29 protein-coding genes are annotated in these 26,875 nt (G+C 34.5%); 2 read left to right on the plus strand and 27 right to left on the minus strand.

What is annotated here, in order from left to right; all coding sequences use genetic code 11:
- Positions 1 to 735 carry an SDR family oxidoreductase gene (locus KD050_RS00950; protein WP_211894418.1) on the minus strand — a complete coding sequence of 245 codons (735 nt, stop codon included), beginning with the start codon at positions 733 to 735 and terminating at the stop codon, positions 1 to 3.
- 129 nt (positions 736 to 864) lie between these two features.
- Between KD050_RS00950 and KD050_RS00955 the strand changes: the two genes are divergently transcribed.
- Complete coding sequence (locus tag KD050_RS00955; RefSeq protein WP_211894419.1) at positions 865 to 1,758, plus strand: LysR family transcriptional regulator; 894 nt, start codon at positions 865 to 867, stop codon at positions 1,756 to 1,758.
- A 233-nt stretch (positions 1,759 to 1,991) separates the two neighbouring features.
- On the opposite strand, the gene KD050_RS00960 is transcribed toward KD050_RS00955, so the two are convergent.
- The 13 genes from KD050_RS00960 to KD050_RS01020 all read right to left on the minus strand — a co-directional run bounded on the left by KD050_RS00960 (position 1,992) and on the right by KD050_RS01020 (position 12,918).
- Positions 1,992 to 2,276, minus strand: a complete 285-nt coding sequence (locus KD050_RS00960; RefSeq protein WP_211894420.1) for a hypothetical protein — start codon at positions 2,274 to 2,276, stop codon at positions 1,992 to 1,994.
- A gap of 146 nt (positions 2,277 to 2,422) precedes the next feature.
- Positions 2,423 to 2,863: an NUDIX hydrolase gene (locus KD050_RS00965; protein ID WP_211894421.1), complete on the minus strand. Its 441-nt coding sequence runs from the start codon at positions 2,861 to 2,863 to the stop codon at positions 2,423 to 2,425.
- 309 nt (positions 2,864 to 3,172) lie between these two features.
- Entirely contained in the window at positions 3,173 to 3,592 is a 420-nt protein-coding gene (locus KD050_RS00970; RefSeq protein WP_211894422.1) for a hypothetical protein, read from the minus strand.
- 115 nt (positions 3,593 to 3,707) lie between these two features.
- Positions 3,708 to 4,133: a GNAT family N-acetyltransferase gene (locus KD050_RS00975; RefSeq protein WP_211894423.1), complete on the minus strand. Its 426-nt coding sequence runs from the start codon at positions 4,131 to 4,133 to the stop codon at positions 3,708 to 3,710.
- A 262-nt stretch (positions 4,134 to 4,395) separates the two neighbouring features.
- On the minus strand, positions 4,396 to 5,262 hold the full coding sequence (locus KD050_RS00980) for a serine hydrolase domain-containing protein (protein ID WP_211894424.1): 867 nt from the start codon (positions 5,260 to 5,262) through the stop codon (positions 4,396 to 4,398).
- Between the two features lie 165 nt (positions 5,263 to 5,427).
- On the minus strand, positions 5,428 to 6,456 hold the full coding sequence (locus KD050_RS00985; protein WP_211894425.1) for a sensor histidine kinase: 1,029 nt from the start codon (positions 6,454 to 6,456) through the stop codon (positions 5,428 to 5,430).
- A complete protein-coding gene (locus KD050_RS00990) occupies positions 6,453 to 7,130 on the minus strand; it encodes a response regulator transcription factor (protein WP_211894426.1) in 678 nt (225 codons plus the stop codon). Before KD050_RS00990 ends, KD050_RS00985 begins: the two co-directional genes overlap by 4 nt.
- 10 nt (positions 7,131 to 7,140) lie before the next feature.
- On the minus strand, positions 7,141 to 9,201 hold the full coding sequence (locus KD050_RS00995) for an ABC transporter permease (protein WP_211894427.1): 2,061 nt from the start codon (positions 9,199 to 9,201) through the stop codon (positions 7,141 to 7,143).
- Positions 9,191 to 9,973, minus strand: a complete 783-nt coding sequence (locus KD050_RS01000) for an ABC transporter ATP-binding protein (RefSeq protein ID WP_211894428.1) — start codon at positions 9,971 to 9,973, stop codon at positions 9,191 to 9,193. The genes KD050_RS00995 and KD050_RS01000 overlap by 11 nt, the downstream gene beginning before the upstream one ends.
- Positions 9,974 to 10,787: 814 nt before the next feature.
- Complete coding sequence (locus KD050_RS01005; protein ID WP_211894429.1) at positions 10,788 to 11,333, minus strand: GNAT family N-acetyltransferase; 546 nt, start codon at positions 11,331 to 11,333, stop codon at positions 10,788 to 10,790.
- A gap of 391 nt (positions 11,334 to 11,724) precedes the next feature.
- Complete coding sequence (locus KD050_RS01010; protein ID WP_211894430.1) at positions 11,725 to 11,865, minus strand: hypothetical protein; 141 nt, start codon at positions 11,863 to 11,865, stop codon at positions 11,725 to 11,727.
- Positions 11,866 to 12,007: 142 nt separating this feature from the next.
- Positions 12,008 to 12,439, minus strand: coding sequence for a hypothetical protein (locus KD050_RS01015; RefSeq protein ID WP_211894431.1), 432 nt, complete (start codon positions 12,437 to 12,439; stop codon positions 12,008 to 12,010).
- 269 nt (positions 12,440 to 12,708) lie between these two features.
- Entirely contained in the window at positions 12,709 to 12,918 is a 210-nt protein-coding gene (locus KD050_RS01020; RefSeq protein ID WP_211894432.1) for a hypothetical protein, read from the minus strand.
- Between the two features lie 455 nt (positions 12,919 to 13,373).
- On the opposite strand from KD050_RS01020, the gene KD050_RS01025 reads away from it, so the two are divergent.
- Positions 13,374 to 14,291: an aldo/keto reductase gene (locus tag KD050_RS01025; RefSeq protein ID WP_211894433.1), complete on the plus strand. Its 918-nt coding sequence runs from the start codon at positions 13,374 to 13,376 to the stop codon at positions 14,289 to 14,291.
- A gap of 155 nt (positions 14,292 to 14,446) precedes the next feature.
- Here KD050_RS01025 and KD050_RS01030 read toward each other — a convergent pair whose 3' ends face one another.
- From KD050_RS01030 to KD050_RS01090, 13 genes are all read right to left on the minus strand, one after another.
- Positions 14,447 to 14,797: a VOC family protein gene (locus tag KD050_RS01030; RefSeq protein WP_211894434.1), complete on the minus strand. Its 351-nt coding sequence runs from the start codon at positions 14,795 to 14,797 to the stop codon at positions 14,447 to 14,449.
- A 147-nt stretch (positions 14,798 to 14,944) separates the two neighbouring features.
- Entirely contained in the window at positions 14,945 to 15,517 is a 573-nt protein-coding gene (locus KD050_RS01035; protein WP_211894435.1) for a CPBP family intramembrane glutamic endopeptidase, read from the minus strand.
- Positions 15,518 to 15,718: 201 nt separating this feature from the next.
- On the minus strand, positions 15,719 to 16,273 hold the full coding sequence (locus tag KD050_RS01040; RefSeq protein ID WP_211894436.1) for a D-glycero-alpha-D-manno-heptose-1,7-bisphosphate 7-phosphatase: 555 nt from the start codon (positions 16,271 to 16,273) through the stop codon (positions 15,719 to 15,721).
- Positions 16,274 to 16,500: 227 nt separating this feature from the next.
- Positions 16,501 to 16,641 carry a hypothetical protein gene (locus tag KD050_RS01045; protein ID WP_211893779.1) on the minus strand — a complete coding sequence of 47 codons (141 nt, stop codon included), beginning with the start codon at positions 16,639 to 16,641 and terminating at the stop codon, positions 16,501 to 16,503.
- Between the two features lie 732 nt (positions 16,642 to 17,373).
- Positions 17,374 to 17,721, minus strand: a complete 348-nt coding sequence (locus KD050_RS01050; protein ID WP_211894437.1) for a hypothetical protein — start codon at positions 17,719 to 17,721, stop codon at positions 17,374 to 17,376.
- A 549-nt stretch (positions 17,722 to 18,270) separates the two neighbouring features.
- Positions 18,271 to 18,951 (minus strand): phosphopantothenoylcysteine decarboxylase domain-containing protein, encoded by a 681-nt coding sequence (locus KD050_RS01055; RefSeq protein ID WP_211894438.1) that lies wholly within the window; start codon positions 18,949 to 18,951, stop codon positions 18,271 to 18,273.
- A 302-nt stretch (positions 18,952 to 19,253) separates the two neighbouring features.
- Entirely contained in the window at positions 19,254 to 20,249 is a 996-nt protein-coding gene (locus KD050_RS01060) for a phosphotransferase (RefSeq protein WP_211894439.1), read from the minus strand.
- Between the two features lie 762 nt (positions 20,250 to 21,011).
- Positions 21,012 to 21,296 carry a DUF6843 domain-containing protein gene (locus KD050_RS01065; protein WP_211894440.1) on the minus strand — a complete coding sequence of 95 codons (285 nt, stop codon included), beginning with the start codon at positions 21,294 to 21,296 and terminating at the stop codon, positions 21,012 to 21,014.
- 122 nt (positions 21,297 to 21,418) lie between these two features.
- The gene (locus KD050_RS01070; RefSeq protein ID WP_211894441.1) at positions 21,419 to 21,646 is read right to left on the minus strand and encodes a hypothetical protein; all 228 of its coding nucleotides are present in this window, start codon (positions 21,644 to 21,646) and stop codon (positions 21,419 to 21,421) included.
- 219 nt (positions 21,647 to 21,865) lie between these two features.
- The gene (locus tag KD050_RS01075) at positions 21,866 to 22,846 is read right to left on the minus strand and encodes an alpha/beta hydrolase (protein ID WP_211896162.1); all 981 of its coding nucleotides are present in this window, start codon (positions 22,844 to 22,846) and stop codon (positions 21,866 to 21,868) included.
- 164 nt (positions 22,847 to 23,010) lie between these two features.
- Positions 23,011 to 24,000, minus strand: coding sequence for an alpha/beta hydrolase (locus tag KD050_RS01080; protein WP_211896163.1), 990 nt, complete (start codon positions 23,998 to 24,000; stop codon positions 23,011 to 23,013).
- 172 nt (positions 24,001 to 24,172) lie between these two features.
- Entirely contained in the window at positions 24,173 to 25,540 is a 1,368-nt protein-coding gene (locus tag KD050_RS01085; RefSeq protein ID WP_211894442.1) for a sensor histidine kinase, read from the minus strand.
- A complete protein-coding gene (locus KD050_RS01090) occupies positions 25,537 to 26,211 on the minus strand; it encodes a response regulator transcription factor (protein ID WP_211894443.1) in 675 nt (224 codons plus the stop codon). Before KD050_RS01090 ends, KD050_RS01085 begins: the two co-directional genes overlap by 4 nt.
- Positions 26,212 to 26,875 lie beyond the last annotated feature (664 nt).

Here is a 26,875-nt window from a genome sequence, read left to right on the forward strand (position 1 = left end):
TTATACGACTTGTTTTGTTGGACGAATAATCATATCGCTAACTGATACTCTGTCAGGTGTATTAATTACATAAGCAACTGCTTGAGCGATATCTTCTGCAGATAGTCCCCATTCTTTTTGTGCTTCATGGAGTTCAAGTGAAACTTTTTTATCACTAATTGTTTTATAAAGTTCAGTTTGAACCGCACCTGGCGATATAATTGTCGATTTGATATTATTTTCCCGTTGTTCTTGTCTTAATCCTTCCATAATTGCTCGTACTGCAAACTTTGTACCGCAATAAACAGCAGAATCTGGGTAGACAACATGACCAGCTACTGAATCAGTCGAGATAATATGACCAGACTTCTGTTCAACCATTTTAGGAAGTACAGCTGAGATCCCATTTAGAACTCCCATTACATTAATATCTAACATTTCTTTCCATTCATCACGTCTTGTCTCAATTAATGGCGCTGTTGGCATGATTCCCGCATTATTAAAAAGAACATCCACTTTATCATACTTAGAAATAGCCAAATCAACGACTTGTTGTACATCATCATAATTTGATACATCCGCCTTTTTATAGACAATTTGTGCATTAGGGAAAGAGGTTGCAATTTCTTTTAATTTTTCCTCTCTACGAGCTGCCAATACTAATTTAGCTCCTTCTTTAGCCAAAAGTCTTGCAGTAGCTTCACCAATGCCACTTGACACACCCATAATAATAATTACTTTATCTTTAATTTCCATTTGCAAAAACCACCTTTAAATATTTTCACTTTTCTATTTAAATTATAAAATGATATGATTAACAAACCAAATACCTATATCAAATATGTTCGTATGCCTATTGAGCATATATAGGATAAGGAGGTTATTATGGAATTAAGAGTGTTACGCTATTTTATTACTTTAGCCAATGAGCGCAATATTTCAAAAGCGGCTGAATCGCTACATTTAACACAACCGACTCTTTCTCGTCAGCTTAAAGAATTAGAAGAACAATTAAAAACTACTTTATTTATACGAGGTAATCGTGAGATTATACTCACAGAATCAGGTCACTATTTACTACAAAAAGCGAAAGAAATTATTGATTTAGTTGATCGAACTGAACATAATCTAAGCGAATACTCCGAAGATATTCAGGGTCAAATTGCAATTGGTTGTGGTGAGACTGAAGGGATGCGCATTATTGCGAAGACTTTTAACAAACTGCAATCTAAGTATCCCAATATTATCTTTCACCTTTACAGTGGTAATGCAGATGATGTTTCTGAACGATTAGAAAACGGCTTACTCGACTTTGGATTATTAATCGACCCTACCGATAAAAATCAATATGATTTCATTAAACTACCCTATCAAGATCGATGGGGGCTTCTGATGAGATCCGATAGTCCACTTGCGCATAAAGATGTCATTTACCCGAGTGATATAGTTGATCAGCCACTTCTTGTTTCTCGTCAAAGTATTGTTGATAATCAACTTTCTGGTTGGCTTGGCCGAAGTATTAGTCAGAATCCAATTGTTGCAACCTATAATCTTATTTTTAATGCTGCACTTATGGTTGAAGAAGGATTGGGTTATGCTTTAAGTTTAGATCAACTTATTGATACATCATCAAATCAAACGCTTCAATTTGTACCATTAGCCCCGCCATTGACAGCAAATTTAAATCTTGTTTGGAAGAAAAACCAAGCATTATCGCCTGCAAGTCAAGTGTTCTTAAAGGGATTACAACAAGATATAATTAGCTATTCATCAAATTAATTTTCCCAACAAAAAAGCACAAGGAAATTATAAAATTTCCTTGTGCTTTTTTGAGTTTACTTATCATTTTACACCTCGAACTATACTCCTTATTCAACTAAACTGCGGCGTTAGTTCAATTAGAAAAAGCTCCCCTCACAGGCAGCGATTTGTTTTTACTAAAGCACCCGTTAGTTGAAGAAGAAACAGAAAAATAATCTTCCACAATCGCGCCCGATTGTGGAATAACTTTATCAACAATACGATGTCCAAATTCTATATATATCTTTACCTTCTACCTCAATCTTATCTCTATGCATTGTAACATTTACATTCGTGTATCCCGCCCATTGTGGTATTAGTTCCGTTAAACAATCAATTACCTTTACATCAGGAGTTGCATAACCGATATTTTCTTTTCTCAAAAAGCCATTTGAGAAATCTTGATATAATGAGTCCGTCCATTCATAAACTTCAAACTGAGAATCAAAAATCCGTTCATCTTCTTGATATTGTCCGTTAACCCAGTATATTTCCATAACAATGCCTCCTATTGAATGCAGCGTTCCATAACACCATGTCCTATAATGACAAAGACACTTTCCTAGTTTTCCGGGAAAGCGCCGGATTGTGGTTGACTAAAGCACTCGTTAGTTGAACAAGTGAGTCTCTCAAAATTTACTTTCTACGAAATAACTACTGTATTATTGTTTACCAGTTTTTCAGCAAGTTTAATATTTTCCTTTAAATAAATAGGTAAATTAGAATTATTTAGAATTTGCTGGGTAGTCATCCAAATAACCTCGTCAACTTCATCAGGACTCTTAGCAAATGCTTCGCCTGATTCGTGGTCGCAAAGAAAAACAATGTCAACCACATTTATGCCTGAATCAGTAACGAATGATGAGCTATTAACATACCGAAGATTTGAAACCTCTATACCCACTTCTTCAGTGATTTCTCTTTTTAGTGTCTTTTCTAAAATGTCTGATGAGGTTCCTTCTTTTTCTACCTTTCCACCAACAAGAGACAGTGAACCTCCAGCGTGTTCTTCTTTTTCGCTACGTCTTATTAACAACCATTTTTCACTTTTGTAAATTGCACCTTCTACATTAACAATAAACACAATATTCCCTCCTAAAATAATTCTAAAGTGTATTCTATAATTCGAAAAAATGCTTAGGTGCTTGTTGAACTAACCTGCTGCGTTAGTTCAATAAAAAAGTGCCAACCCAGACTTGAAGTAAAACACCTCTTTTGTTCAATAATTTACATATATTAACTTATTCAACACCATTCCCTAAAACCCTTCTTATTCAACTAAACTGCTTCGTTAGTTTAAGTGTAACATTTCACATTCTACATAAAAATAGACCATCAAAATATTGATGCTCTTGTTTAACTAAAGCACCCGTTAGTGGAAGAAGAAAATTTTTTATTCGGGTCGGATACGTCTTAGGACTTCATCCACCGCCCAAAAGAAAAATGAAGTCATAATTCCAGCAATAAAATTTAGTTCCCCTTCTCCTACCCAATAGTTATTAAAGTTTGAAAAGAAATCACTTGATTCAAAGATTATGCCATAGACAAATGCAAAAGACATACCAAAAAACAAATGAATTAGTAGTGCTAAAATCACTCTTTTATATCCTTTGAATCGTTTGGATAAATAATCAGATAAAAAAGTTACAGGAACACCATAAATTAATATAATCGGTGAAAATAGTAAGCTATAAATCCCAATCATAGGTATCAATTCAAATGGTCTTTCCCATTCGCCGAAAATAAAAATTAAGATGAAAGTAATCGACAAAATTGTTGCAAAGAAAAAAGTTATAGCTTTCCTTTTAATCAACCATTCTCCCCCTTTTAGTACAATAACTTTGTTATACTAACCTGTTGCATTACTTCAACTAACGGGTGCTTTACTCCTTCTTGAAGTAAAGCACCCGTTAGTTGAACAAGATATCTCAATAAGTAAGTTTTTTTGAAAGGTAATACTGTTGATTACCTTTATTAGGATGTTCTTCTATTACACCAACTACTTCATAACCATATTTTTGATAGAAATTTGGGGCTTGAAAGCTAAATGTATCTAGTTGAATGAGATTGCATCTATTCTCTCTTGCGATTTCCTCTATATTATCTAATAACTGTCTTCCATACCCTTTACCTCTAAGAGATTCATCCACCCATAAGAAATCAATATGTAAGTTATACCAAAAAATCGTTCCTGTAATGCCACCTAAAATTTTCTCCCCTTCATTTCTAAGGATAAAGCTAATGTTTTTGACTGGGTGTTTTACTTCATCTGGTAGTTTAGAAAGATTGTGTTCAATTACCTTTTTACGAATATAATCACTGTCTTCTTGATTCCATTGCTGAGTTATTTTCATAATTTTTCCTCCATATAAGTTTTTGAATAAATATTTTACCACAAAAATTAACTTGTATTTACAAATAATCCATTTTTTCTTATTAAACTAACCTGCTGCGTTAGTTAAAGTGTAACATTTCACAATGGATTGCCGATATCTAATAGATGTTCTGGACATAAAAAAAGACCCTAGAAATGAACTGCACCCCAATTGTTAGATGGTGTCTAACAATTGGGGTGCAGTTCAAAATGATGGTCTGGTTAACTAAAGCGATGATCTTTTAAGTAATTATGTCGAGAATCTGATTTGATATAGCTTCACTTTTTAAGTGATCAAATTTTTTTGGATTAGCAGTTACAATAATTGAAATCCTTTTCTTGGGATATATGAGAAATTGTTGACCGCCTGAACCTAAAGCACGATAAACTTCATTATCTTTATACGTTTTTATCCACCATCCAAATCCATAATCACCGTAATTTAAATTTGTTGGGATGCCATTTGTAGTAGACACATTTATCCAATCATTAGGAATTATTTCATTGGTATTTTCTAAACCATTATTAACAAGTATTTGAGATATTTTTATTAAACTTTCAAACGAAATCTTTAAGCCTGTACTCCCGACAGTTATACCTTGAGGGTCACTTTCCCATTCAACATCTATTATTTCGAGTGGTGAAAAGAGGTTTGTCTGAGCAAAATTGGACAACGTTAAGCCTGTTGATTTACTAATAATTGCAGATAGGAGGTGATAATCAACTCCTTTATATCTAAACGCACCTCTTCCTGCTATTGGAAGATTTAAGATGTCCCTTACCCAATCATTACTATTTACAACCAGTCCATATAAATCTTTGTCATCAATATCGAAACCCGAACTCATTGTAAGTAATTCTCTTATAGATATATGACTAGGAGCACCAGGTAGGAAGTAATTAATCGGAGTTTCAAGAGACTTTATAAATTCTTTTTTTATTGCAATCCCAATTAAAAGTGATACGATGCTTTTGGTCATTGAACGAATATTTATTAAATGAGAACTTTTCTTATCCTGGGAACTAAATATTTCTCTATTTGATATTGACACATATAAATTATGAATTGATTCATCCCGTTCATATAATCTAAGAATTTCTTTTATCATAAACACTCATTCTCCTATATTTATTTGCATTCCTATCACGAGATATTGAATTTGTTTCATATAATATTTCTCTACAATAGGCAAAAATTTCTTCTTCAACTAAACTGCCCCGTTAGTTTAAGTGTAACATTTCACAATATCTAAAATTAAATGATTTAATGTCTATCAATCTTCAATTTTCGGAAATAGAAATTGAATGACAAATTCCTCCCCATACTTAGACTCAACTTCAATTCCAATCTGCAATTCATCACATAATTTCTTTACAAGATACAGTCCTATTCCAGTAGACTGTTTTCTGTTAGGATTATCTCCTGTAAATCCTTTATCAAAAATGAAAGGAAGATCAGAGCTAAGCACCCCGATACCATTATCAGATATCCTTAAATAATACCGATTTTTTACGCTATCAAAACCAGTTTTTAACCAGATAAAGCTATCAATTTTTTCATTAGAGTATTTAACTGCATTAACAAGTATTTGCGTGAAAATAAACTGGAACGCATTTTCATCTGACACTATTGGCACATCTTTCATCTTAGAAATAACTTTAACTTCTTTTTCTTCCAGTAATGACTGAAGTTCCAACAGTACATCTTCACAACAGAGATTGAGCGAGACTCTCTCTAGTTTATAATCAACATGCGCTGCCTGTAATCTTGCATAAAATAGTATCCGTTCGACATTATCATTGATATTAATTCTTGCATGCTCAAGTCTTTGATACACTAATTCTGATATTTCTTCTTTGCGATTTTGTAAAACAAAGGTTAATAAAGAAATAGGTGTCTTTATCTCATGAACCCAACTTTCAATAAATTCTTCATAATCAAGTGACTGTAATTTAACCTCATCTAACTGGTCATTTAGCATCCGTAATTTATTTGCTAGATAATTCACCTTTTCTGTATGTATTTCACCAATAGATTCTATCAATACACATTCCTGCTCCGGTGATGGTTCTCTAAGAAAATTATAAAATGCTTTGTCTTTCTTCATCTGACTTTTCCTAACAAGTAATATGCCCAAGACAATACTAGCAGCTGAAAAAATAATCATCATACCAACTAAAAGCTCGAATGTTTCAGGATACGCTACCCAAGCCAGAAAAATAAAAAAAGCACTATTTATACAAAAAAGTAATATCCAAGCACGTGATAGCTTTAGCATAGTTAGCCAATCCCTTGGCTTCATTGGTAGGAACCTCCTGTTAATTGGTAACCAATTCCTCTGACAGTCTTGATTCGATTTGACAATCCAACTTCATCAAGCGTCTTACGTAATCTAGTCATATTCACTTGCAATATGTTCTCATCCACATATTCGCTACTTCCCCATAACTGGTTAAATAACTCTTCTTTTTTCACCACTGAAGGTACAGCTTTTATCAAGGCCTTCATAATCATTCCTTCATTCTCTGATAATGAAATAGAATTCTTGCCAACATACAATACATTTGCCTTCTCATCTAGCTGAAAATCGCCGGCATCTAAAAGAATATGCATATTTGCATATAGGTGCTGCAGTTTTTGAATTCTAGCAATTAGCCGTTTCGGATGACAGGGTTTCGTTAAATAATCATCTGCCCCTAATTCCAATGCATGTAGCTCATCACGAAGTTGATTGCGTGAGGTTAGAACTAAAATGGGACCTTTTCCTCTAGCCTTTAAGGATCGGCAAATTTGGAATCCAGATAGGTTTGGCAAATTTAAATCTAATATAATTAGCGATGGAGAAGCTGAAATAATATCTTCCAATGGCGTATCAAAAGAAGAGATACTCTCTGCAGAATATCCCTCTTTTTCTAAAATACTTTCTAACTCTTCACGTAGGTAAACGTCGTCCTCAACAATGACGATCTTTGCCATGATTTCACTCCTACTCAATCTCTTTTAATTTCTTTATTTCTTCATCACTCTTTCGTTGAATCATCCATATATAACAAAGTTCAAAAACGATAAACACAATAAGAATAATTGCTACCACCATACTATTTTCTATGCTCAGTGTCGTTGAAGGGAATGCAGTCAACAAGGACCAAATACCAAAAACACTGCTGACTAATGATACCGAAATAACTAAACCAAAGTATAACCAAATTTGTTTCCTTGCTGATGAACAGAGTGATTCAATATTTGCTCCTAGCATAGCTACTGTACTATATCTATGTCTCGTACTTCGTTGTTGCATAAGAAAGTTTATGCCCAATACCGTATTTGCAATAATAAGAAACATAATGCCTAGATAAAATGTCGTATAGCTTCCTGCCACTGTATAAAACAACTGTCTTCCCATGCTAGAAAGATAACTTTCATATTCTAAACCGGATGTATTCATCAACTGATCTACTTCATACATCGCCTGCATTAAGCCTTTTTCCTCAATAAATTCAGCATTTAGGGTCATATTCCATAGCCATGGATCTTGAGACCTTCCAATGAAGCTGTCATAAATAGCATCAGGTACAATTAATGCATATGAGAGAGTAATCGCTCTATCTGCAACGACATTGCTTGTATACAGTGTCGACATTAATTCATATTGTTTTTCTCCTATACTAATTGTTGGATTATTCTGCAATGCTGTTCTTAATATATCATAAGAATATGAATATTCTTCATCAGAGTACATTGCAACTTCATCGTCTTCCAATATAATAGAAGCTTTGTTGATAGATGTTAGTATTGTATTATAACTAGAAAGTGAAATGAAATAAGGACTATCATTCATAGATAAATTCCTTAATAAATTTTCTTTTTCTTCTGAATCTTTCTCTTTGGAGATGGCTTCTTCTAATCCTGACCAAGTACGTGCAGCTGTATTTTCAGAAGTCTCTGAATCAATAGGCGAAAAATTTCCCAGTTCCATAACGTTATAGCTGTTTACATAGGGCGTCAATTTATCAGAGGTTAGTGCAGAAATAATTTCTTCTTCTGTTCCTTTAAACGTAAAGTCGACAGTTCTACTAGATGTAGCACTATTATTTAAAGCAGTAGAAGTTCCAAAAGCAAAACAAACCATCGCCATTAAAATTAACAGTGATGAAATGGCAAGAGAACCCCATTGATGCAAAACATTCTCTTGAAGTTGTCTTGCTGTAAATACAAATAAACCGGTAGAAGAACTGCTTTTACGTTTTACCCATGCTCCAATTAAACTTCCCAATCCACGAAACAAGATGAAAGTTCCACAGATTCCTATAATCAGTATTAACGCAAATATCCTATAATCAAGGCTACGCAAATATAATACTGCCAATCCATAAGCTACGCATAGAAAAATTGCCCCAAGGAGTAATACTGCTCCACTCAGTATACTAACCATGCTCCACACAGGTGAAAGTACTCGTTGCGATTTTTCCTTTTGATCATTTAGTAAATCTATTGGTTCCTTCCGGCTCATTCTAAAGCTAAGAATAAACACAGCCAATAATTGGACGACAATAAAACCAAATACCGTTAATCCTAGCCCCACCCAGGAGATTCGAAACTCGTGACCAATAATACCCATACCAATAAGCCTTGAAGTTGCCAAGCTAATTAGCTCTGTTAAAAATAACGAAATGGGAACACCAATGCATAGAGCAACTAAACCATTCCACAATGTTTCTCCCATAATCATGACGAACAGCTTGCTTTGCTTCATTCCCATCATTAAATACATGCCAAATTCATGACTACGTTGTTGTAGTTGGTATCTATTTGCAAAATAAACTAAGAAAAATACGAAGAACAGTGAGACCGCATAAAGTATCGGAATCATTAACAATAGCCTCTCTACCGCATTACTTTCAACGGTTTTGAGATATACGATTACATCTTGCTCACCAAGTGACAGGATGACATAAAAAGCTACAATAGAAATGACGAGTGAGGCAAAGTAAACTCCATTTTCTTTTCGAACTTTACGACTATTCCGCTTAATATAATCAAAGAACATTGCTGCTCCCCCCTCCCAACTGCGCCAAAACCGTCAGGATTCGCTCATAAAAAGCATTTTGGGTTTCTCCAGGCACTTTCTTTCGAAGCTCATGAAAAATTACACCATCTTGGATAAATAAAATTCTAGAACAATAGCTAGCTGCATTTGCATCATGCGTAACCATCAAAATTGTGGACCCTTCTTCCTGATTGTTAGCATATAATTTATCCATCAAGGTTTTTGCATTTTTTGTATCCAAGGCTCCCGTTGGCTCGTCTGCTAATACAATGCTTGGATTTGAAATCAATGCCCTTGCTGCAGCAACTCTCTGCTTCTGACCTCCTGACATTTGAGACGGAAATTTATTCAAAACACTCTCAATACCAAATTGTTTCACTAATTTTTGAAGTTGTTTCTCTTGCTCTTTAGGATTTACTCCATGTATTGACAACGGTAAAATAATATTCTCTTTAGCAGTTAAGTTATCAATCAATTCAAACTCTTGAAATAAGTACCCTATCTTACTTCCTCTGTATTTCGCTAATTGTGATCCTCTAAATGAAGATATATTCTTACCCTCCAACAAGATTTGTCCTGCTGTTGGTTTTAGCATAGTTGCAATGGAATTAAGCAATGTTGTCTTGCCCGAACCACTTGCTCCCATGATTCCAAGAAACTCTCCTGGTAGAACATCAAAGGAAACACCCTTCAACGCAACAGTTTCACTTTGTCCCTCACCATATGTCTTATACACTTCCTTAACTTGAAGTAGTTTATCTGAAATATTCATATGATTTCCTCCCATGTATCTTCTCTATAGTAATACCATACAATAAATAAATATTAATTAACTCTTACAGTTGTTGTAAGGTTAGAAGTTAGAGGAATTGAAACCACAATTTATTATCGAGATTAAAAAAGTACCAAGTCTAAAATAATTGACTTGGTACTTATATTATCAAAAAATCGCATTTACTTATGATACGGTTCACCGTAGTAGTTTAAGAGGCAGAAATAATTAAATAACAACTATAAATGAGCACAATTTAATGTGTAATTTGAGCTCTTTTAGACGTTTAGATTTCATGCATATAATAGCAGAATTGTGCGAGATACCCTATTTCTGTTTCAATTTGTATTTATCCATTAATTTTAGCTAAGTTTCTCTATAGCTAAGCTACCACGTTAGCATGCACTGCTTTCTTAATACACGATCAAATTTTTTCTCTTCTTTTAGCTTTTTTAGGTGTCGTAATTGTTTTCATTTGTTCATTTCTGATTGTAATATTTGAAAAAGATTGATTATTTCAGAAAGCGAATCTTCAACTAAACTGCCGCGTTAGTTCAATAAGAAAAAAGAGTTTCCTAAGCCAACCCCATGACCTTTAACTAATGGTCCCCATTAGTCTAAGTGCATTTATTAACATCAAAAAAAGAGAGTTGCCAAGCAACTCCTTAGATAATTACAAAATTCTCGTACAATATACAATTGTACCGCTACGTACTTTTCAAAAGTAAAGGTGGTAAAATTTTTAAAAATGTACAAAGCAGTCTTGCACGAGACTGTGTTTAGTCTGCATAATATTATCGGAAGAGAAATGAACTTACACATCCAAGCTGTTGATGATACCTAATATTTGATGATCTGTCCATTTGCCATTAATCTTTAGATTTTCTTTAGCTATACCTTCTTTTTTAAACCCTGCCTTTTCTAATACCCGAATAGATGCTATGTTATCAGGCATAGCTCCTGCTTCAATTCTATGTAATTTTAATTCTCTAAAAGCAAAGTCTACAATAAGTTGAAGAGCTTCTGTTGTATAGCCCTTTCCATTATACTCCTTATCTAAAGTAAATCCAGTATAACAGCTTTGGAGGTCTCCCCTAGCAATTTGAGTTAATGAAATGTCTCCGATAAGTATATCAGTTGCTTTTAAAAAGATTCCAAAGGCATATAAATGCCCTTCATCTGTCTTTTTTAATGACTGTTCGATGCGTATTTTTTGACGTTCTTCTGTATAAAAATCTTCTGGGAGTAATGGACTAACTCGTTGAAAAAATTCGCGATTTCTAGTATGTAAGTTAGCTAACTCGCTGGCGTCAGAAGTTTTGTAAAATCGAAGATAAATTTGTTGTCCTACTAACTTCATAAAAAACCCCTCCAATATTTTTTACTACCATTATATTCTAATTAAACAAAAGTATGATGTATATCTTATTCAAGTTCTTGTTCACATAACGTAACATTATCGGAAGTCGCTATTTTGGAAAGCTAAGTAATGAGGGAGAAAAATTAGTTTGAAGACGATAAAAGAATAATTGTCAAAACTCGAATAATATGCTTGAACCATCCCTCGTTTCTTTTAATTTTACTTTTCCCCTTTGTTTCTAATGGTTTTGGCAACTTTTTTACGGCATCCTTGCTTACATTTGTTCCATTTTGCATTAACCTGCACCGTTAGTTTAAGTGTAACATTTCACAATGGAGCGCCGAAATCTCTTGACGTTTTAGACGTAAAAAAAGAGCAAAGCATCTAAGCTTCACTCAGTCTCGTTATTTTCAACGGTGTGTCTAAAAGCACCACCGCCAATAAAGTATTCATCAAATATTAAATCTAAAAACTTCTGTTTCTCTTCATCATTTAAGTTCTCAATCATTTTTAGCATATCTTCTGTCTCCATGAAAACACCTCTTTTAAGCTCTATTATAAAGGATGCCAAATAAATCATCACCCTAAATACCTGCTTCGTTTGTTCAATAAGAAAAATACTTTACTCCTTCTTGAAGTAAAGCACCCGATAGCTTAAGTACATCTTTTCACAATTATACTTTTATCTTTCCTACAAAAAAACCGATTGTAAACACCAATAACATTGAAAGGTATGAAATAATTGTTATAGTTATTCCATGAATTATATCTGTAAACAATAATGAAAATTTAACACTCGACCAAATAAATGATAGCGTGTAATATTGACTAATACCTGCTAAAAACAAATTTCTGCTTTCATCATCCAAAAGTACAAATTGCCATAAATATATTAAAAATGAAAGTAACCAAATACTATTACCAGTAAAGAAACTATTCAATTTGTTACCACTTAAACAAGAAAACCTCATCCCTACCCAGAACCAAAAGACTGCAAAGACAAGTTGGGTCAAAAATGGAGGCATTATCAGCATAAAGGTGTTGGATACAAATCCATAGGCGAATGGAATAATTATCCATATTAGCATTTTTTTATTTTTTGTCACTTTTTTATCTCCCAATTTTTGTACCACCTTTTAACTAATATTCTCAATAAGTATTCTATAAGCTGTTTATATATCCCTCCTTTCTTCCACTAACCTGCAGCGTTAGTTCAATAAGAAAAATGCTTTACCCCTTCTTGAAGTAAAGCACCCGTTAGTGCAATAAGCATCTTTAGAATAAATCACCAGACCTACTATAATATCACCAACGTTATAAAAATATTTATATAAAAGCAGAGAACCCTTTTTTCTCTGCTTTTAAAGATATCGAATTAATGTACAACTACTTTCCTTTTTCCTACTAATACATAAATCAAATAACCAACAACATTTAATAAAGCAAAAGTAAGAACCCAACCAACATTTAATCGTCTATGATGATAAGCATTGATAATTGCCCAAATCGTCAAAAGTGTCGCATAAACCGCAACACCTAAAAATAATACTAACGTCAAAAATGAATCAAAATGCCTGTTTTCCATATCAACATACCACTCTGAATCTCCGTTTCCCGAGCCAATAAAATTGGACCATGTCTTGTTTTTGAGGGATACAATATGTCAGTTTCCATCCTTTTTGTCATTCTATACTCTGCATTTATGACAACTGAATTATTCCCCTATCTTCTTCAACTAAACTGCTGTGTTAGTTTAAGAAGAAAAAGCTATCCGTACAGGCTGCTTGTTTAACTAAAGTACCCGTTAGTTGAATAAAAAAATCAGAACTGGTATTTCTGTCTCTGGGTCTGGGAAGTAATCCTTCGCTAGATTACTGCGTAGTAGTTTCTTGAAAACGCTTTACCTGTGTGTCACAATCAATAAGGGATACATAAGCAGAATTTCCCATTTGTCGTATACATCTACCTTTGCCACAGCGTGGAAGAACAGTTCAAACTCATTAAATGAAATTACACAATTACAATCAAGGAGGATATAACATGAGGACTATGAAACTTGGAAAAAGTACTTTAGAGGTGCCGGTTGTTTCAGTCGGCTGTATGCGCATTAATTCTCTGAAAAAGGCCGAGGCTGAGCACTTTGTCCAATCAGCGATTGAATTAGGTGCAAATTTCTTCGACCATGCTGATATTTATGGGAGTGGAACATGCGAGGAAATATTTGCTGAAGCCATCCATATGAACGATGATATTCGTGAAAAGATTATTTTACAATCTAAGTGCGGTATTCGAGAAGGAATGTTCGACTTTTCAAAAGAACATATTATAGAATCAGTTGACGGAAGCTTAAAGAGATTGAATACAGATTACCTAGATATTCTGCTGCTACACCGTCCTGATACTTTGGTAGAACCAGAAGAAGTGGCGGAGGCTTTCGATATTCTTGAAAGTTCAGGAAAAGTTCGTCACTTTGGTGTTTCCAATCAGAATCCAATGCAGATCGAATTACTTAAGAAGTCGGTGAAGCAAACAATCGTTGCTAATCAACTTCAATTAAGTATTACCAATGCAAACATGATCTCTAATGGATTTAATGTGAACATGAAAAATGATTCTGCTGTGAACAGAGATGGTAGCATACTTGATTATTGCAGACTGAACGATATTACCATTCAGCCATGGTCCCCTTTCCAATACGGGCTCTTTGAGGGAGTATTCCTAGGTAATGACAAGTTTCCTGAATTGAATCAAAAGATTGATGAAGTCGCGAACAAATATGAAGTAAGCAACACAACCATCGCTATCGCGTGGCTATTGCGTCATCCAGCAAACATGCAACCGGTTATCGGTACGATGAATGAAGGCCGTTTTAAGGATTGCTGTAAGGCAAGTGATATCCTTCTTACTCGTGAGGAGTGGTATGGCATCTATCGTGCTGCAGGAAATGTACTGCCTTAATTGCTTTTTTCTATAATTTATTCAAATGTAAATAAAGAATCCAAAACAGGTCCTATAAAACCAAGCACCCTAAAGTCATTGTTGGCAAAGGGTGCTTGGTTTTTCAATCGAAATGATGGTCTTGTTTAACTAAGCACCCGTTAGTTGAACAATGTTCAACACTTGCACACCATCAATTGGTTCCCATAAGGATCTTTAAAATTAAACCAATGGTTATGCTTAATTTCTGTTGTTAATTCGACATTCTTACCTCTCATATACTCATATGCTTGTTCTATATTATTAGTGTTTAAATGAAAAGGTGGAGTTTTGAAGATATTATCCTCTGAATAGATTTTGCTATCTAATACAATTCCTGGTCCATTCATAGGCACTATATATAAATGACCATATAAAACCTCACCATCTACTGGTAACCCTAATATGTCACAATACCAATTACGTGCTTCTTCAATATTACTTACAGGAATAAAAACTGTTCCGATTTTATTTAATATAGGAATCATAAACTACCTCCAAAAATCAACTTCGAATATACAAGATTTATTCGCTACAATTTATATATTCTCCTTCTTATTAAACTAACCCGCTGCGTTAGTTTAATAAGAAAAAACTACCCTTACAGGCAGCCACTTGTTGAACTAAAGCACCCGTCAGTAGAAGAGTAACACTAACAAATTATACAAAGAATGAATAATAATTACTGACCAAAGAGAATTACTTTTCTTATATACAAACCCAAATATAATACCCAACACAAAAACTGTTAATATGGAACTTAGAATATAAGGGAATTCAAACAGACCTTTATAAAACCAAATAGGAAAATGAATCGATACAAAGAGTAAAGCTGTAATTGTATTTGCTATCCAGAATCTAAAAGAATCCATAAGTTTTCTTAATAAAAAGCCTCTAAAGACAATTTCCTCAGTTATACCAACCAATAGAATAGTATTAAGCCATCCGTTAAATCCTATTTGAAAATCGATATTATTTTTTAAAACGATAAGATTTATTAGAAAATAGAATATCAAGGCTAAGGATACCCAACCTGTCCATCTTAGACCTTTTCTAAAGTTATGATGTAACTGTAAATAGGAAAACGGTTTACTTTTTTCCATAATTTTAACTAATAAAATTACAGGAATGACCCAAATAACTATTTTAATAGCGGCTGATGTTATAGCTCTTGGAACGGGGTCCATCAAATCTAAATATTGAACCAACCATAATTCTCTGATACACCATAGGGCATAAAATATTATGAAATATACCCAAATATAATTATTTTTTACTTTTAATTCTATCAGAAACTCCCCCTTTTCTTCTTCAACAATCCTGCTGAGTTAGTTCAATAAGAAAAAGCTACCCTTACAGGCAGCCACTTGTTTACTAAAGCACCCGTTAGTTTAATAAGCGTTTATTCTTTATTTTATTAAATCATTTAAAATCCAGCTTACTGCATCTACTAGATTATCCGCTATATAATCAGGTTCAACTTCTTGCCATTCATACCGATACTTAGTCAGTGAACCTTCTCCCCAACCTGTTTTCACTAATACCTTTTTCGTTCCTGCTTTGTTTGCAGCTAGCATATCTGAACCGCCCGTATCACCCACAACATAACATTCTTCAAGGTTTAAATTATGCATTTCTTTTGCTTTTAATAATAATCCGATATTTGGCTTTTGGCATTCACATCCGTCATCTGGCTTATGTGGACAGTAGTAAATACCATCCAGAAAAGCAGATTGCTTAGCAAGTTCTTCCATCATCATCTGAAATCCCTTTATCAATTCATCTTCTGTAAAATAACCTCTTCCTACTCTAGTTTGGTTTGTAAAAAGAAAAACTTTTACTCCTACTTGATTTAGAGATTTTATAGCTTTAGGAGCAAAATTATACATTGAAAAATCATATGGATGTATTCCTCCTCCAGTACCACCAATCGTACCATCCCGGTCTAGAAACACAGCTTTCATTCCTAATCTCACCCTCCAACCTATCTCTATCTAAATAAAAACAAGACTTTTCTTACTAACTTGCACACTACAGAATAACTCTGGATAATATTCCTATTTCAACACACTCTTAAAAATACCTTCTTATTCAACTAAACTGCCGCGAAAGTTTAAGTGTAACATTTCACAATGGAACGCTGAAATCTCTTGACGTTTTAGACGTAAAAAAAGAGCCAAGCATCTAAGCTTCACTCAGTTTCGTTATTTTCAATGGTGTGTCTAACAGCACCACCGCCAATAAAGTATTCATCAAATATTAAATCTAAAAACTTCTGTTTCTCTTCATCATTTAAGTTCTCAATCATTTTTAGCATATCTTCTGTCTCCATGAAAACACCTCTTTTTAGTTCTATTATAAAGGATGCCGAATAAATCAGCACCTTAATACCTGCTTCGTTTGTTCAAAAAGAAAATGCTTCACTCCTTCTTAAATAAAGCACCCGTTAGTTGAACAAGATAATACAACTTCTAAATTCTCAAGTCCCCAATCTTTTTACATAAATCTTTAGCTCTTTTAGACAAAAAAATCTTCTGACGCAAATATTTAGCCAATTTAGACCTAAGAAACTCATCAATACAGTAGAACAGAAATGAAGATAAAAGAGAAATAATGAAATAAAAGTTGAAAATTTCGCTACCTGAAAATAAAGTTGTGATTACAACAAACAAAGCGGCTAGGAATAAGTGCATTATTAATGCAATAATTACTCTAGGAAAAGATATTAGTTTTTTTGTGACGAAATCAGAGAGAATAGATGCTGGCACTCCATAAATCAAAAGAATTGGAAATAGATAAATACCTACTATGATTGCAAGAACTGTCTGTCCTGTGAGGAAAAAACTTAACATAACCAAGACACAAGCCATTACCACGGAAACAAGCTTTCTAATAATTATGTTACTCACCCCAATCAAAATAATCACCTTCTGAATATACTTATTAGTTATTTCACCAATCGTCTTCAGGACTCCTTCTTAAACTAAACTGCTGCTTTAGTTGAATAAAGAAAAAGGCTTTACTCCTTCTTGAAGTAAAGCAACTGTTAGTTGAATATTGCAGTTTACTTCTTCTCAGAATCAAACTCTAACTTAATATTTTCGTCAAGAGTTATATAGTATTTAGAACCATCTGTCTTAATCGTGGCGTCTTTATAAACTTTATTAAATTGTTGGGTAAGTGGAATGTTTTCTTTTTCAAGAACTTTATCAATATTGCTTTTTTTGTTACTCCTTCCCCTCAGAACATGACTTTCAATCATTATTCCCTCTTCTAATAAAACAATGAGTTGATTAGCTTTATTTGTAAACCCTGATTCAAAATCTGAGACATATGCTTTTAATTCATCATTCTTGGAATTATCAGTACAAGCAAGTAAAACTGAAAACAACATTAACATCAGCTTTTTCATCACAATTCCTCCATCTAAAGTATATACAGATTAAAAATATAAAGGTTTCAAAAAATTAAGAATTATATAAAAGTTGTTCTCGAACTAAGAATTATTGTTAAATTTGAACTTTCAGAAATACCTCTTATTCAACTAAACTGCGGCGTTAGTTCAATAAGAAAAAATGCTTTACCTCTTCTTGAAGTAAAGCACCCGTTAGTCAATTTTCTTCTGGTTAACTTCTAGTATCTTTTTTAAGGAAGAATGAATATTTTGGAGGCTTATTAAAATAAATCCAAGCATAATAAATGTTACTATCTCCCCTGTAAATATTGAAACTATTGCTATTATTAGAGCATATACCCCATATAGATAACCTTTCATTTAATATCACCTCACATCTGAATACTCTTATAATTACAGTATTTTTATTAAACTACCCTGCCGCGTTAGTTTAAGTGTAACATTTCACCATAGATTTCGGAGTTCTACTTGATGTTTCGGATAAAAAAAGACCATCGAAATGATGGCCATGTTGAACTAAAGCACCCGTTAGTTTAAGATGAATAGTTAGTTTATATAATCTGCAAGTAAATCTATTAAACCTGTAGCCGTATCCTTTTTACTAATATATTTTCGAGGTGTTTGAAATTTAGAAACAATAAAATGTTCGGCTTCTTCACCATATAATGAACCTGTTTTATTAGCGACCATAAATTGGGAATTAGAAGCCGTCATCCGAAGTTTTGCCCTTTCGAATAAGTAATCAATATCATCTGTATGTTCTAACTTAAACCCGACAAGTAATAAGTTTGGATTCCATTTTTTTATTTGTGATAATATTTTCGGTGCTTTTTTAAAATGAATTATTGGAGGTTCATCACTAGACATTTTTCCAGCCTCCAGTAGTGGATTTCCTCGTTGGTCTAATACCTTATCAACAACCCAATCTGAACCGGCAGCCCCCATTATTACAATATCAATATGTTCAGATTGAACAATATTTTTGATTTTTTCACCTAAATCATATACACCCTCAAATTGGATTAAACGCATTTTCGTATGATTTTCTGGAAGTTTAGCAAAATATCCGTGTAAATATATAACCTCTGCATCTTTATTTAATGCTTCTTCAGCTAAATAACACCCAATTGTACCTTTTGCTAAATTAGTATGTCCCCTAACATTATCCCATTTTTCAAGTGTCCCTCCACTTGTTATCAAAATCTTTTTTCCTTTTAAAGAACTCATAAAATCACCTTCTACATAATTACTTATTAGTACCTTTTAATTGATTCTTATTCCTTAAATTCTATCATATCTTCTTTCAAAATTAATCCTTATTGTATTAAAAAAGATAAAGCAGTGTGGTCAAATTCACACTACTTATTAAACTAAACTGCCGCGTTAATTTAAGTGTAACATTTCACAATGGATCGACGAAGTCTACTTGATGTTTTGGACGTAAAAAAAGACCATCAAAGTGATGGTCTTACTTAACTAAAGCACCCGTTAGTTTAATAAGAAATTCCCTATGATTCCAGTTAAAATGTTTACCAAGATCCAAACATTGTTCTTAACTCAGAAAGATTTTCCCCTAACCAAATCATCTCATTTTGAAATTGTACTTCTTGGTACCTATCTTGATTGAGGTTAGGACGTATCCACCAAACACTTTCTAAGTACCACAACAAATAAAGAGATCGAACAAATACCCCTTTTTCAAGGTTTCTCTTTGTTTTATACCCTTCCAAAAAAGCTTTAGCACAATTTGAATTAAAAGCATTACCATTCAATGCCCCTGACATAGTTACTCTTGCGATATCTAATTCAGGATAATCAAAAGCAAAACGGTCAAAGTCAAGAATTGAAGATAACTGATCACCAATAAATAGAATATTATCAACCCATAAATCACGGTGTGACCAACCTGTCTCACAGGAGCTAACCATATCTAAATTAAATTGTTTAGTTGCTTTAATTTGTATTTCCACCAACTTTAAAAACATATCGTTGTTTTCGCCCGTATTATAAAACGATTTCCAATAGTCTAAGCGTTGTTCAACACTTGGAGGAATAAATTTTGGATTTCTATCATTGTTGTATGTCCCATCATTTGAAACATTGTGCATATGACCAGTCATTTGACCTAGACTATACATCTGTTTCTCATTTAAAGTACCAGGAAGAAGATTTTTTCCATCTACATACTCCATAATAATAAATCTTTCCCCACTTGAGCTTTTATGTATGACATTATCTTTGTATTCTAATACTCTCGGACATAGTGTTCCATTTTCGAACTGTCTTAACTGTTCACACAAAGCAAGATCTTGCTCCAAAAAAATTTTCTCATCATCATATGAAGCATACCGTTCTTTGCTTATCTGCTTAATTAAAAGTAATCCTTTTTCCGTTTGAACTTTCCATTTTAAATTTAAAAATCCTAGATTGATTGGAATAGGGTTCTTTAAATGTATACCAAACAAACACTCGGTTGTTTCTCTTAACTCCTGAAAAATATCATTAGGTGACTTCTTTACAATCATATAAATTCGCTCCTCACGAATATTCTTTTTCAACTAAACTGCACTGTTAGTTCAAGAAAAAAGTGCAACCCCAAGACTTGAAGTAAAACACCCCTTTTGTTCAATAATTTACATATATTAACTTATTCAATACAATCGCAGAAAAACCTTCTTCTTCAACTAACCTGGTGCTTTAGTTCAATAAGAAAAATTACTCCTTCTTGAAGTAAAGCACCCGTTAGTGAAAATAGCTATAAGTATTCTACACTTTAATTCAAATTGAATAATTCTGAAATGATTTCATCACTACCTGGAGAAAACATAAATATTGAGAACGAAATACATAATAATCCTATAAGCACCAAGCTAAATCTTTTTTTGCCAAGTAGCCCCTTAATTAATAAAAATAATCCTAAAAATAATATTAAGAAATACCATAACCCCATAATTTCACCCCTCATTTAACTTAATATTATGACGTTACCGTTCACTACAAAGTTCTTCCTTTTTTAATAAAGATAAAACAATTTTTACCATATTAACAAAAGTCCATTTTTGCTTATTAAACTAACCTGCGCGTTAGTTTAATAAGAAAAAAGAGTTGCTTAAGCAAACCATGTTCTTTTACTAAAGCACCCGTTAGTTGAAGAAGAGGCAACGTCAATAACAATGTTCTTGATTTGGGTCGAACGTTCCCTTCATCCTTTCGGACAACGGATTGCCGTTCCAAGTGAGTCCGATATTAAATTCCATCATATTTATTTCACTGACTGGTTCTCCATCTTAGTCTATATAAAAGGCTTTATTTTTGTGCCACCCTAAATCTGTAATAAACTTTGATGGTGATGAAGTTAGAATATCCCCATTTTCAGGTACTACCAATAGCAAGGTATCATCTATGATTTCCAGTTCTTTCTCTTTAGGTTGGTTAAAATAAATATTAAAACATCCTTTAAAACCTTCTGGTAAATAATAAACAACAGTTGTGTCATTGCTTGGTTTACTTATCCACCATATTAGGACTACTGTCAGAACTAAACTAATTAACAACCATATTTTCTTCCCCACATCACTACCCCAATCTAACTTGCCGCTTTAGTTTTTAGAAAAAAGGATTTACTCCCCTTCTTAAAGTAAAACACCCGTTAGCCATCCATTTAGCGCAAAATCAGCGCTACACCACAGTTTAATTACCTTTCCTTCTTGAAAGACACAATAATAAAGACAATACCAACAAAGAAAAATAGCCCTGTAAAAAGGTTATCGGATAATGGCATTGTTTGTGGAATAGTATCCCACGTTCCAGTTTTTATTTGTGCAGACCAATAAACATTTGCAGTTAAGCGTTCAATCGTAAAAATTAGTCCACTAGTTAAAATGAATAACGACCCTAAAATTAGATATGTTTTTTTATCCAAAAGATTACCTCCTATGTTTAATAAATTACTTTGATACGATTCAAAAAAACACCTACTTCTTGTTAAACTAAACTGCCGCATTAGTTTAATGTGTAACATTTCACAATGGATCGCCAAAATCTACTTGATGTTTCGGATAAAAAAATAGACCATCGATATGATGGTCTTGCAGACTGTTGTCAAATGGATAAAATAGCGGATGAACCTTTCTCTGTACACTTACTTTACTTCTTTCATAAATACTCTAACGTTTTCAGCGATTTCTTTGAATTTGGTATGGTGTAAATAATGTGATCCATCCATGGTTACCACTTTTCCATGTACCGAGTCTTTGATCTGCCCTTCATGCAGAGGTATCCATCCTGCTACACCTTCATTATTCGCTTGTACAAAGAGAAGAAGTGGAAGATCTTTAGGGAAGGTTAAACCTTGAGCTCCTTTAAAATTAGAAGAAATATGGTCCATCTCATTCAAGGTAGTCTCATTATACATGTTTTTATTCGAAATCATTTTCATTTGCTCTACGGTTTTTTCATCAAATGACAGTCCAGCATAGGGGTCAGCACTTATTTTCATGGTCAATCTTAAGAGACCTGATTTTTTGAGAAATGCAAACGTTTTTAATGGGAATTTGATATCCATACCCGGTTGTGTTGCAACACTGCTATCGATTCCGACAAATGCAGTCACCTCGTTTGGATATTTGTTCACATAATCAATTCCGTAAATGCCTGTAATGGAGTGGCCCATGAGCATGTATCTGTTAATATTGAGCTGCTGTAGAGCTTCATGAACTTCACTTACCATATTCTCCGTGGTTCGCTCTTTTTCAGTTTCATCACTTAATCCATAACCGAAAGGCTCTACCGCAACAACTTTGTAAAATGGAGATAATTCATCGATAAGAAGCTTAAAATCAAGCCCTGGTGAAGCTGTTCCATAACCAGGCAGGAGCACGATCGTTTCCTCTCCCTCGCCTTGAATTAACACATTCATATTTTTCCCGTCTACAGATACGTGCTGACCGTAGGGCACTATTCGTTTTTGCTCCGAATGACTACTCATCACATTAGCGATATAAACAAAACCTAGAAAAAGAACAATGGCTATAATGATTACTCCTATGATTTTAAGTAAGATGTTTCGCACTTTCTTTATTTTCGTTCCACTCCGCTTTATCTTTTCCTCTTGTTGTGTCACTGTCATCTTCTCCTGTCCTGTTCTGTTTGATTGGCTTCCTTCATGTGCCAGTAATAAAATCTTAACCAATGAAGATGTACTCCCCATGACGACAATATGAACTTAATATGAACAAGCAAAAAAATACTGCGGCATCATATGCATGGAAGCTTGCACATGATGAATCATTGGATTTCTTCCATAAACGTCCTAAAGTTTTTAACTATTTCTTTGGAATGTGAACGATATAAATAATGTCCTGCTTCCAATAGTATCAATTTGCCATGTACAGAATCTTTTATTTGCTTTTCATGCTCGGGTATCCATCTATCCGTTGCTGGGTGATTCGCTTGGATAAAGAAAATAACAGGAAGATTTTTGGGGAATGTTGAATTTTCTGCCCTTTTAAAATTAGAATACATATTTTCAATTTCATTTAATTGGTTGGGATTATACATGTTTTTGTGCATAAGAATTCTGATTTGTTCTATTGTTTGATCATCATAGGATAGTTCAGCATATACGTCGGTATCCGGTTTCATTAGCAATCTGGAGAAACCTGATTTTTTGAGTAGTTTAACAGTTTCTATTTCTGAAGATGAGAACCTCTTCTCCCTTAGCGTTGGAACGCTGCTATCGAGTCCGACAAATGCACTCACTTCGTTTGGATACTTGTTCACATAATCGAGTCCGTAAATCCCTGAAATGGAGTGACCCATTAGAACATAACGATCAATATGAAGACCCTGTAAAGCTTCATGAATTTCACTCACAATATTCTCAGTGCTTCGTTCCTTTTCGGTTAGATCACTTAATCCATAACCAAAAGGTTCAACTATGACGACTTTGTAAAATGGTGATAGCTCTTCTATTAGCGGCTCAAAATCAAGAGCTGGTGCTGCCGTTCCATACCCTGGTAGTAGCACGACGGTTTCTTCGCCTTTTCCTTGAATGGTAACATTCATATTTTTCCCGTCTACAGATACATGCTGACCATAGGACTCTATTCTTTTTTGCTCCGAATGATTACTGATCACATTAACGGTATAAACAATGCCTAGAAAAAGAACAATTACTATAACGAATGCTCCTATGATTTTAAGTAAAATATTTCGAATTTTCTTTATTTTCACTCCACTCCGAGTTTTCTTTTCCTCTTGTTGTGTCACTGTCATCTTCTCCTGTCCTGTTTGATTGGCTTCTTCATGTGCCAGTAATAAAATCTTAACCAATGAAGATGTACTCCCAATGACGACAATATGAACTTAATATGAACTGTGAAAAAAATGCTACGGCTCATATGCAAGGAAGCTTGCATATGAGCCGTAGCATAGAGAATGAATCTACCTAATCTGTTGGTGTAGTGATTGGCAAGGTTACAATGAAGGTCGTTCCTTGACCAGGTTCACTTTCCACTCGGATGTCACCTTGATGAAGAGATACGATCTGTTTAACGATAGCGAGTCCCATACCACTACCGTCATACTTACGACTGTGGGAACGATCAGCCTTAAAAAACCTCTCGAATATACGCTTCTGGTCCTCAAGGTGAATACCAATACCAGTATCGGATATTCGGACTGCCGCGTTTTTGATATCTTGTTTGATATTTACGTTAATCACTCCGCCATCCTCGGAAAATTTGATGCTATTTCTGAGGATATTCGTCCATACCTGATTTAACTGGTCATGATCAGCTGTTACTTTAACTGTCTGTAAATCAAGCTCGAAATGTATATTGCGAGCAGACCATTGCGGCTGGAGCGCCACGATTACCCGTCGGATTTGTTCATCGAGGCTAAGCGTGGTGAGCCGTAGTTGCTTTGACTGCGATTCAAGTATACTCAGCTTTAGCAGGCTATCGCTCATTTTGGACATCCTTTTCGCTTCTGCGATGATAATATCAAGATAACGGCTTCGTTCGTGATCTGAGAGGTCAACTTGCTTAAGCACTAGAGCATAACCGGATATCGAAGTGAGCGGAGACTGAACCTCGTGCGACACGTTCGTTACGAATTCCCTGCGCATCTGTTCAAGTTGCTGCAGATCGTGCATCATTTCTTCGAAGCTGCGAGCCAAAGTACCCAGCTCACTCGTTTGCTTAATATTCAACTTGACGTTAAAATCTCCAGATGCTATCCGCTTGGTCGCTTTTGTCAGCTTTTTGATCGGTCTTACCAGGAATACAGAGGCAACTAGAATAAATAAGCTTCCTGCAATCAATGAACAGGTTGCAAAGATCAATGCCCACTTTATGACAAAAGAGGCAGAAGGAGGGGCGAGCGTTTCCAAAAACATCGCTTTCGTTCCCATTTCCGTTTTCAACGGCAAGCCTAAGAGGACTGTAGCAATACCATTCGGAGTGTCCTGAACAACACCTCCATCTAATACTTTCTTTAGTTGCTCCATCGTCACAGGCGCAGGTTTGTGTCCGTGAAGTTTTCCATAAGACTGGAACTGACCCGTTGTTTCGTAAATTCGAATATAATAGGAATCGAGCTGCTTCATTTCACTTACGAACGAGTCCGCTTCACGTAACGGAAGGGTCTTGTAAATCCGGACGATGTCTTGGCCAAAGTTCCGTAAGTTGATTTGAGCGTTTTCGTTCAATTTATCTTCGAATATCCAAGTTGACACAAAAAAAGAAATGATCGTGCCACCGATGATGGAGACTAGAAATGTCAGTACAACACGTATATATAAGGATCTGATCATTCATAAACCTCAAGCCGATACCCAAGCCCGCGCACTGTTTCGATCCGAAAATCGGGTGTCGTCGCGAACCGTTCACGAAGCCGTTTAATATGTACGTCTACCGTTCGATCATCTCCGGCGTAATCAATACCCCAAATCTGATCGATTAACTGCTCGCGCGTATAGACTTGTCCAGGTGTTCCTGCGAGCTTATACAGCAATTCGAACTCCTTTAGTGGCAACGTAAACGACTCCGTCCCTCTCATCACCTTATAAGTCTGTCGATCAAGGATTACGTTCCCGAAATGGATCCTCTGCGTGGAGCCAATCTTGTATCGTTTGAGTAGTGCCCTAACACGAACCGTCAACTCTAATGGATCGAATGGTTTCGTTAAATAGTCGTCCGTGCCTAGTTCGAAACCTTTCACTTTCTCCCAAGTTTCTCCTCTCGCAGTAAGCATAAGTAAAGGAAGATCAGGATTGGCTCTTCGGAGCTCTTTGCATAACGTCCAACCATCCATAATTGGCATCATAATGTCGAGTACGACAAGATCGACATGCGTTGAGTTGTAGACGTCCAGTGCTTCCTTGCCGTCCGCGGCTTCGGCTGTTGCGAATCCGTCGTTGCGTAGAAATAAACAGACGAGTTCGCGGATGTTCGCATCGTCGTCAGCAACTAGTATAGTAGGCATCGGTTCCCTCTTTTCCCTGTTTTCCATCGCATTATTTCTCATTATAGTATAAATTAACACGTATATTGATTAACGAAAGTTATACAGTTTCTTGATTTATCGACCTGTAAAATTTTTATTTAACGTTTGTTGTTTCACTAAATCCAGCCCATTCTTTATAATCATTTCTCCATAACAACATATTAACTTATTCAACTCACCTCTAGCGTTAGTTCAATAAGAAAAAGCTACCCCTACAGTCAGCTCTTACCTCACCTTTAATTCCAGCCCATCCAAAAATAATACCTAACATACCAAGCACAAAAGGTAAAAACAAACTTATTTTTAATAAGAAATCAAATATATCTTCACTCAATAGCAGAGAAATTGTCAATATAAAAAAGAGAAACACTTATGTTGTGTTTTTGAGTTACTCTTTATAATAATACCGTAAAATAGCACAAGAAAAAGTGCCAAGCAAATCCAAATCATTATTTCACCTCACCTCTTTTAAGAAAAGTCCTTATTAAACTAATCTGCTGCGTTAGTTCAATAAGAAAAAAGGCTTTATTCTTTCTTAAAGTAAAGCACCCGTTTGTTTGAGTATTTTTTTTCACAATCTTCATTGTGTTGCTTATTAAAAAATATGTAAAATCACACCGTTGTTATAAAAGAAAAAATCAGA

This window comes from Psychrobacillus sp. INOP01, from assembly GCF_018140925.1.
Lineage (GTDB): Bacteria > Bacillota > Bacilli > Bacillales_A > Planococcaceae > Psychrobacillus.

Coding starts and splice junctions, on each gene's coding strand:
- KD050_RS00950 (WP_211894418.1), bottom strand. CDS start 735: ATGGAAATTAAAGATAAAGTAATTATTATTATGGGTGTGTCAAGTGGC.
- KD050_RS00955 (WP_211894419.1), top strand. CDS start 865: ATGGAATTAAGAGTGTTACGCTATTTTATTACTTTAGCCAATGAGCGC.
- KD050_RS00960 (WP_211894420.1), bottom strand. CDS start 2,276: ATGGAAATATACTGGGTTAACGGACAATATCAAGAAGATGAACGGATT.
- KD050_RS00975 (WP_211894423.1), bottom strand. CDS start 4,133: ATGAAAATAACTCAGCAATGGAATCAAGAAGACAGTGATTATATTCGT.
- KD050_RS00980 (WP_211894424.1), bottom strand. CDS start 5,262: ATGATAAAAGAAATTCTTAGATTATATGAACGGGATGAATCAATTCAT.
- KD050_RS00985 (WP_211894425.1), bottom strand. CDS start 6,456: ATGAAGCCAAGGGATTGGCTAACTATGCTAAAGCTATCACGTGCTTGG.
- KD050_RS00990 (WP_211894426.1), bottom strand. CDS start 7,130: ATGGCAAAGATCGTCATTGTTGAGGACGACGTTTACCTACGTGAAGAG.
- KD050_RS00995 (WP_211894427.1), bottom strand. CDS start 9,201: ATGTTCTTTGATTATATTAAGCGGAATAGTCGTAAAGTTCGAAAAGAA.
- KD050_RS01000 (WP_211894428.1), bottom strand. CDS start 9,973: ATGAATATTTCAGATAAACTACTTCAAGTTAAGGAAGTGTATAAGACA.
- KD050_RS01005 (WP_211894429.1), bottom strand. CDS start 11,333: ATGAAGTTAGTAGGACAACAAATTTATCTTCGATTTTACAAAACTTCT.
- KD050_RS01010 (WP_211894430.1), bottom strand. CDS start 11,865: ATGGAGACAGAAGATATGCTAAAAATGATTGAGAACTTAAATGATGAA.
- KD050_RS01020 (WP_211894432.1), bottom strand. CDS start 12,918: ATGGAAAACAGGCATTTTGATTCATTTTTGACGTTAGTATTATTTTTA.
- KD050_RS01025 (WP_211894433.1), top strand. CDS start 13,374: ATGAGGACTATGAAACTTGGAAAAAGTACTTTAGAGGTGCCGGTTGTT.
- KD050_RS01030 (WP_211894434.1), bottom strand. CDS start 14,797: ATGATTCCTATATTAAATAAAATCGGAACAGTTTTTATTCCTGTAAGT.
- KD050_RS01040 (WP_211894436.1), bottom strand. CDS start 16,273: ATGAAAGCTGTGTTTCTAGACCGGGATGGTACGATTGGTGGTACTGGA.
- KD050_RS01045 (WP_211893779.1), bottom strand. CDS start 16,641: ATGGAGACAGAAGATATGCTAAAAATGATTGAGAACTTAAATGATGAA.
- KD050_RS01050 (WP_211894437.1), bottom strand. CDS start 17,721: ATGAAAAAGCTGATGTTAATGTTGTTTTCAGTTTTACTTGCTTGTACT.
- KD050_RS01055 (WP_211894438.1), bottom strand. CDS start 18,951: ATGAGTTCTTTAAAAGGAAAAAAGATTTTGATAACAAGTGGAGGGACA.
- KD050_RS01060 (WP_211894439.1), bottom strand. CDS start 20,249: ATGATTGTAAAGAAGTCACCTAATGATATTTTTCAGGAGTTAAGAGAA.
- KD050_RS01080 (WP_211896163.1), bottom strand. CDS start 24,000: ATGACAGTGACACAACAAGAGGAAAAGAAAACTCGGAGTGGAGTGAAA.
- KD050_RS01085 (WP_211894442.1), bottom strand. CDS start 25,540: ATGATCAGATCCTTATATATACGTGTTGTACTGACATTTCTAGTCTCC.
- KD050_RS01090 (WP_211894443.1), bottom strand. CDS start 26,211: ATGCCTACTATACTAGTTGCTGACGACGATGCGAACATCCGCGAACTC.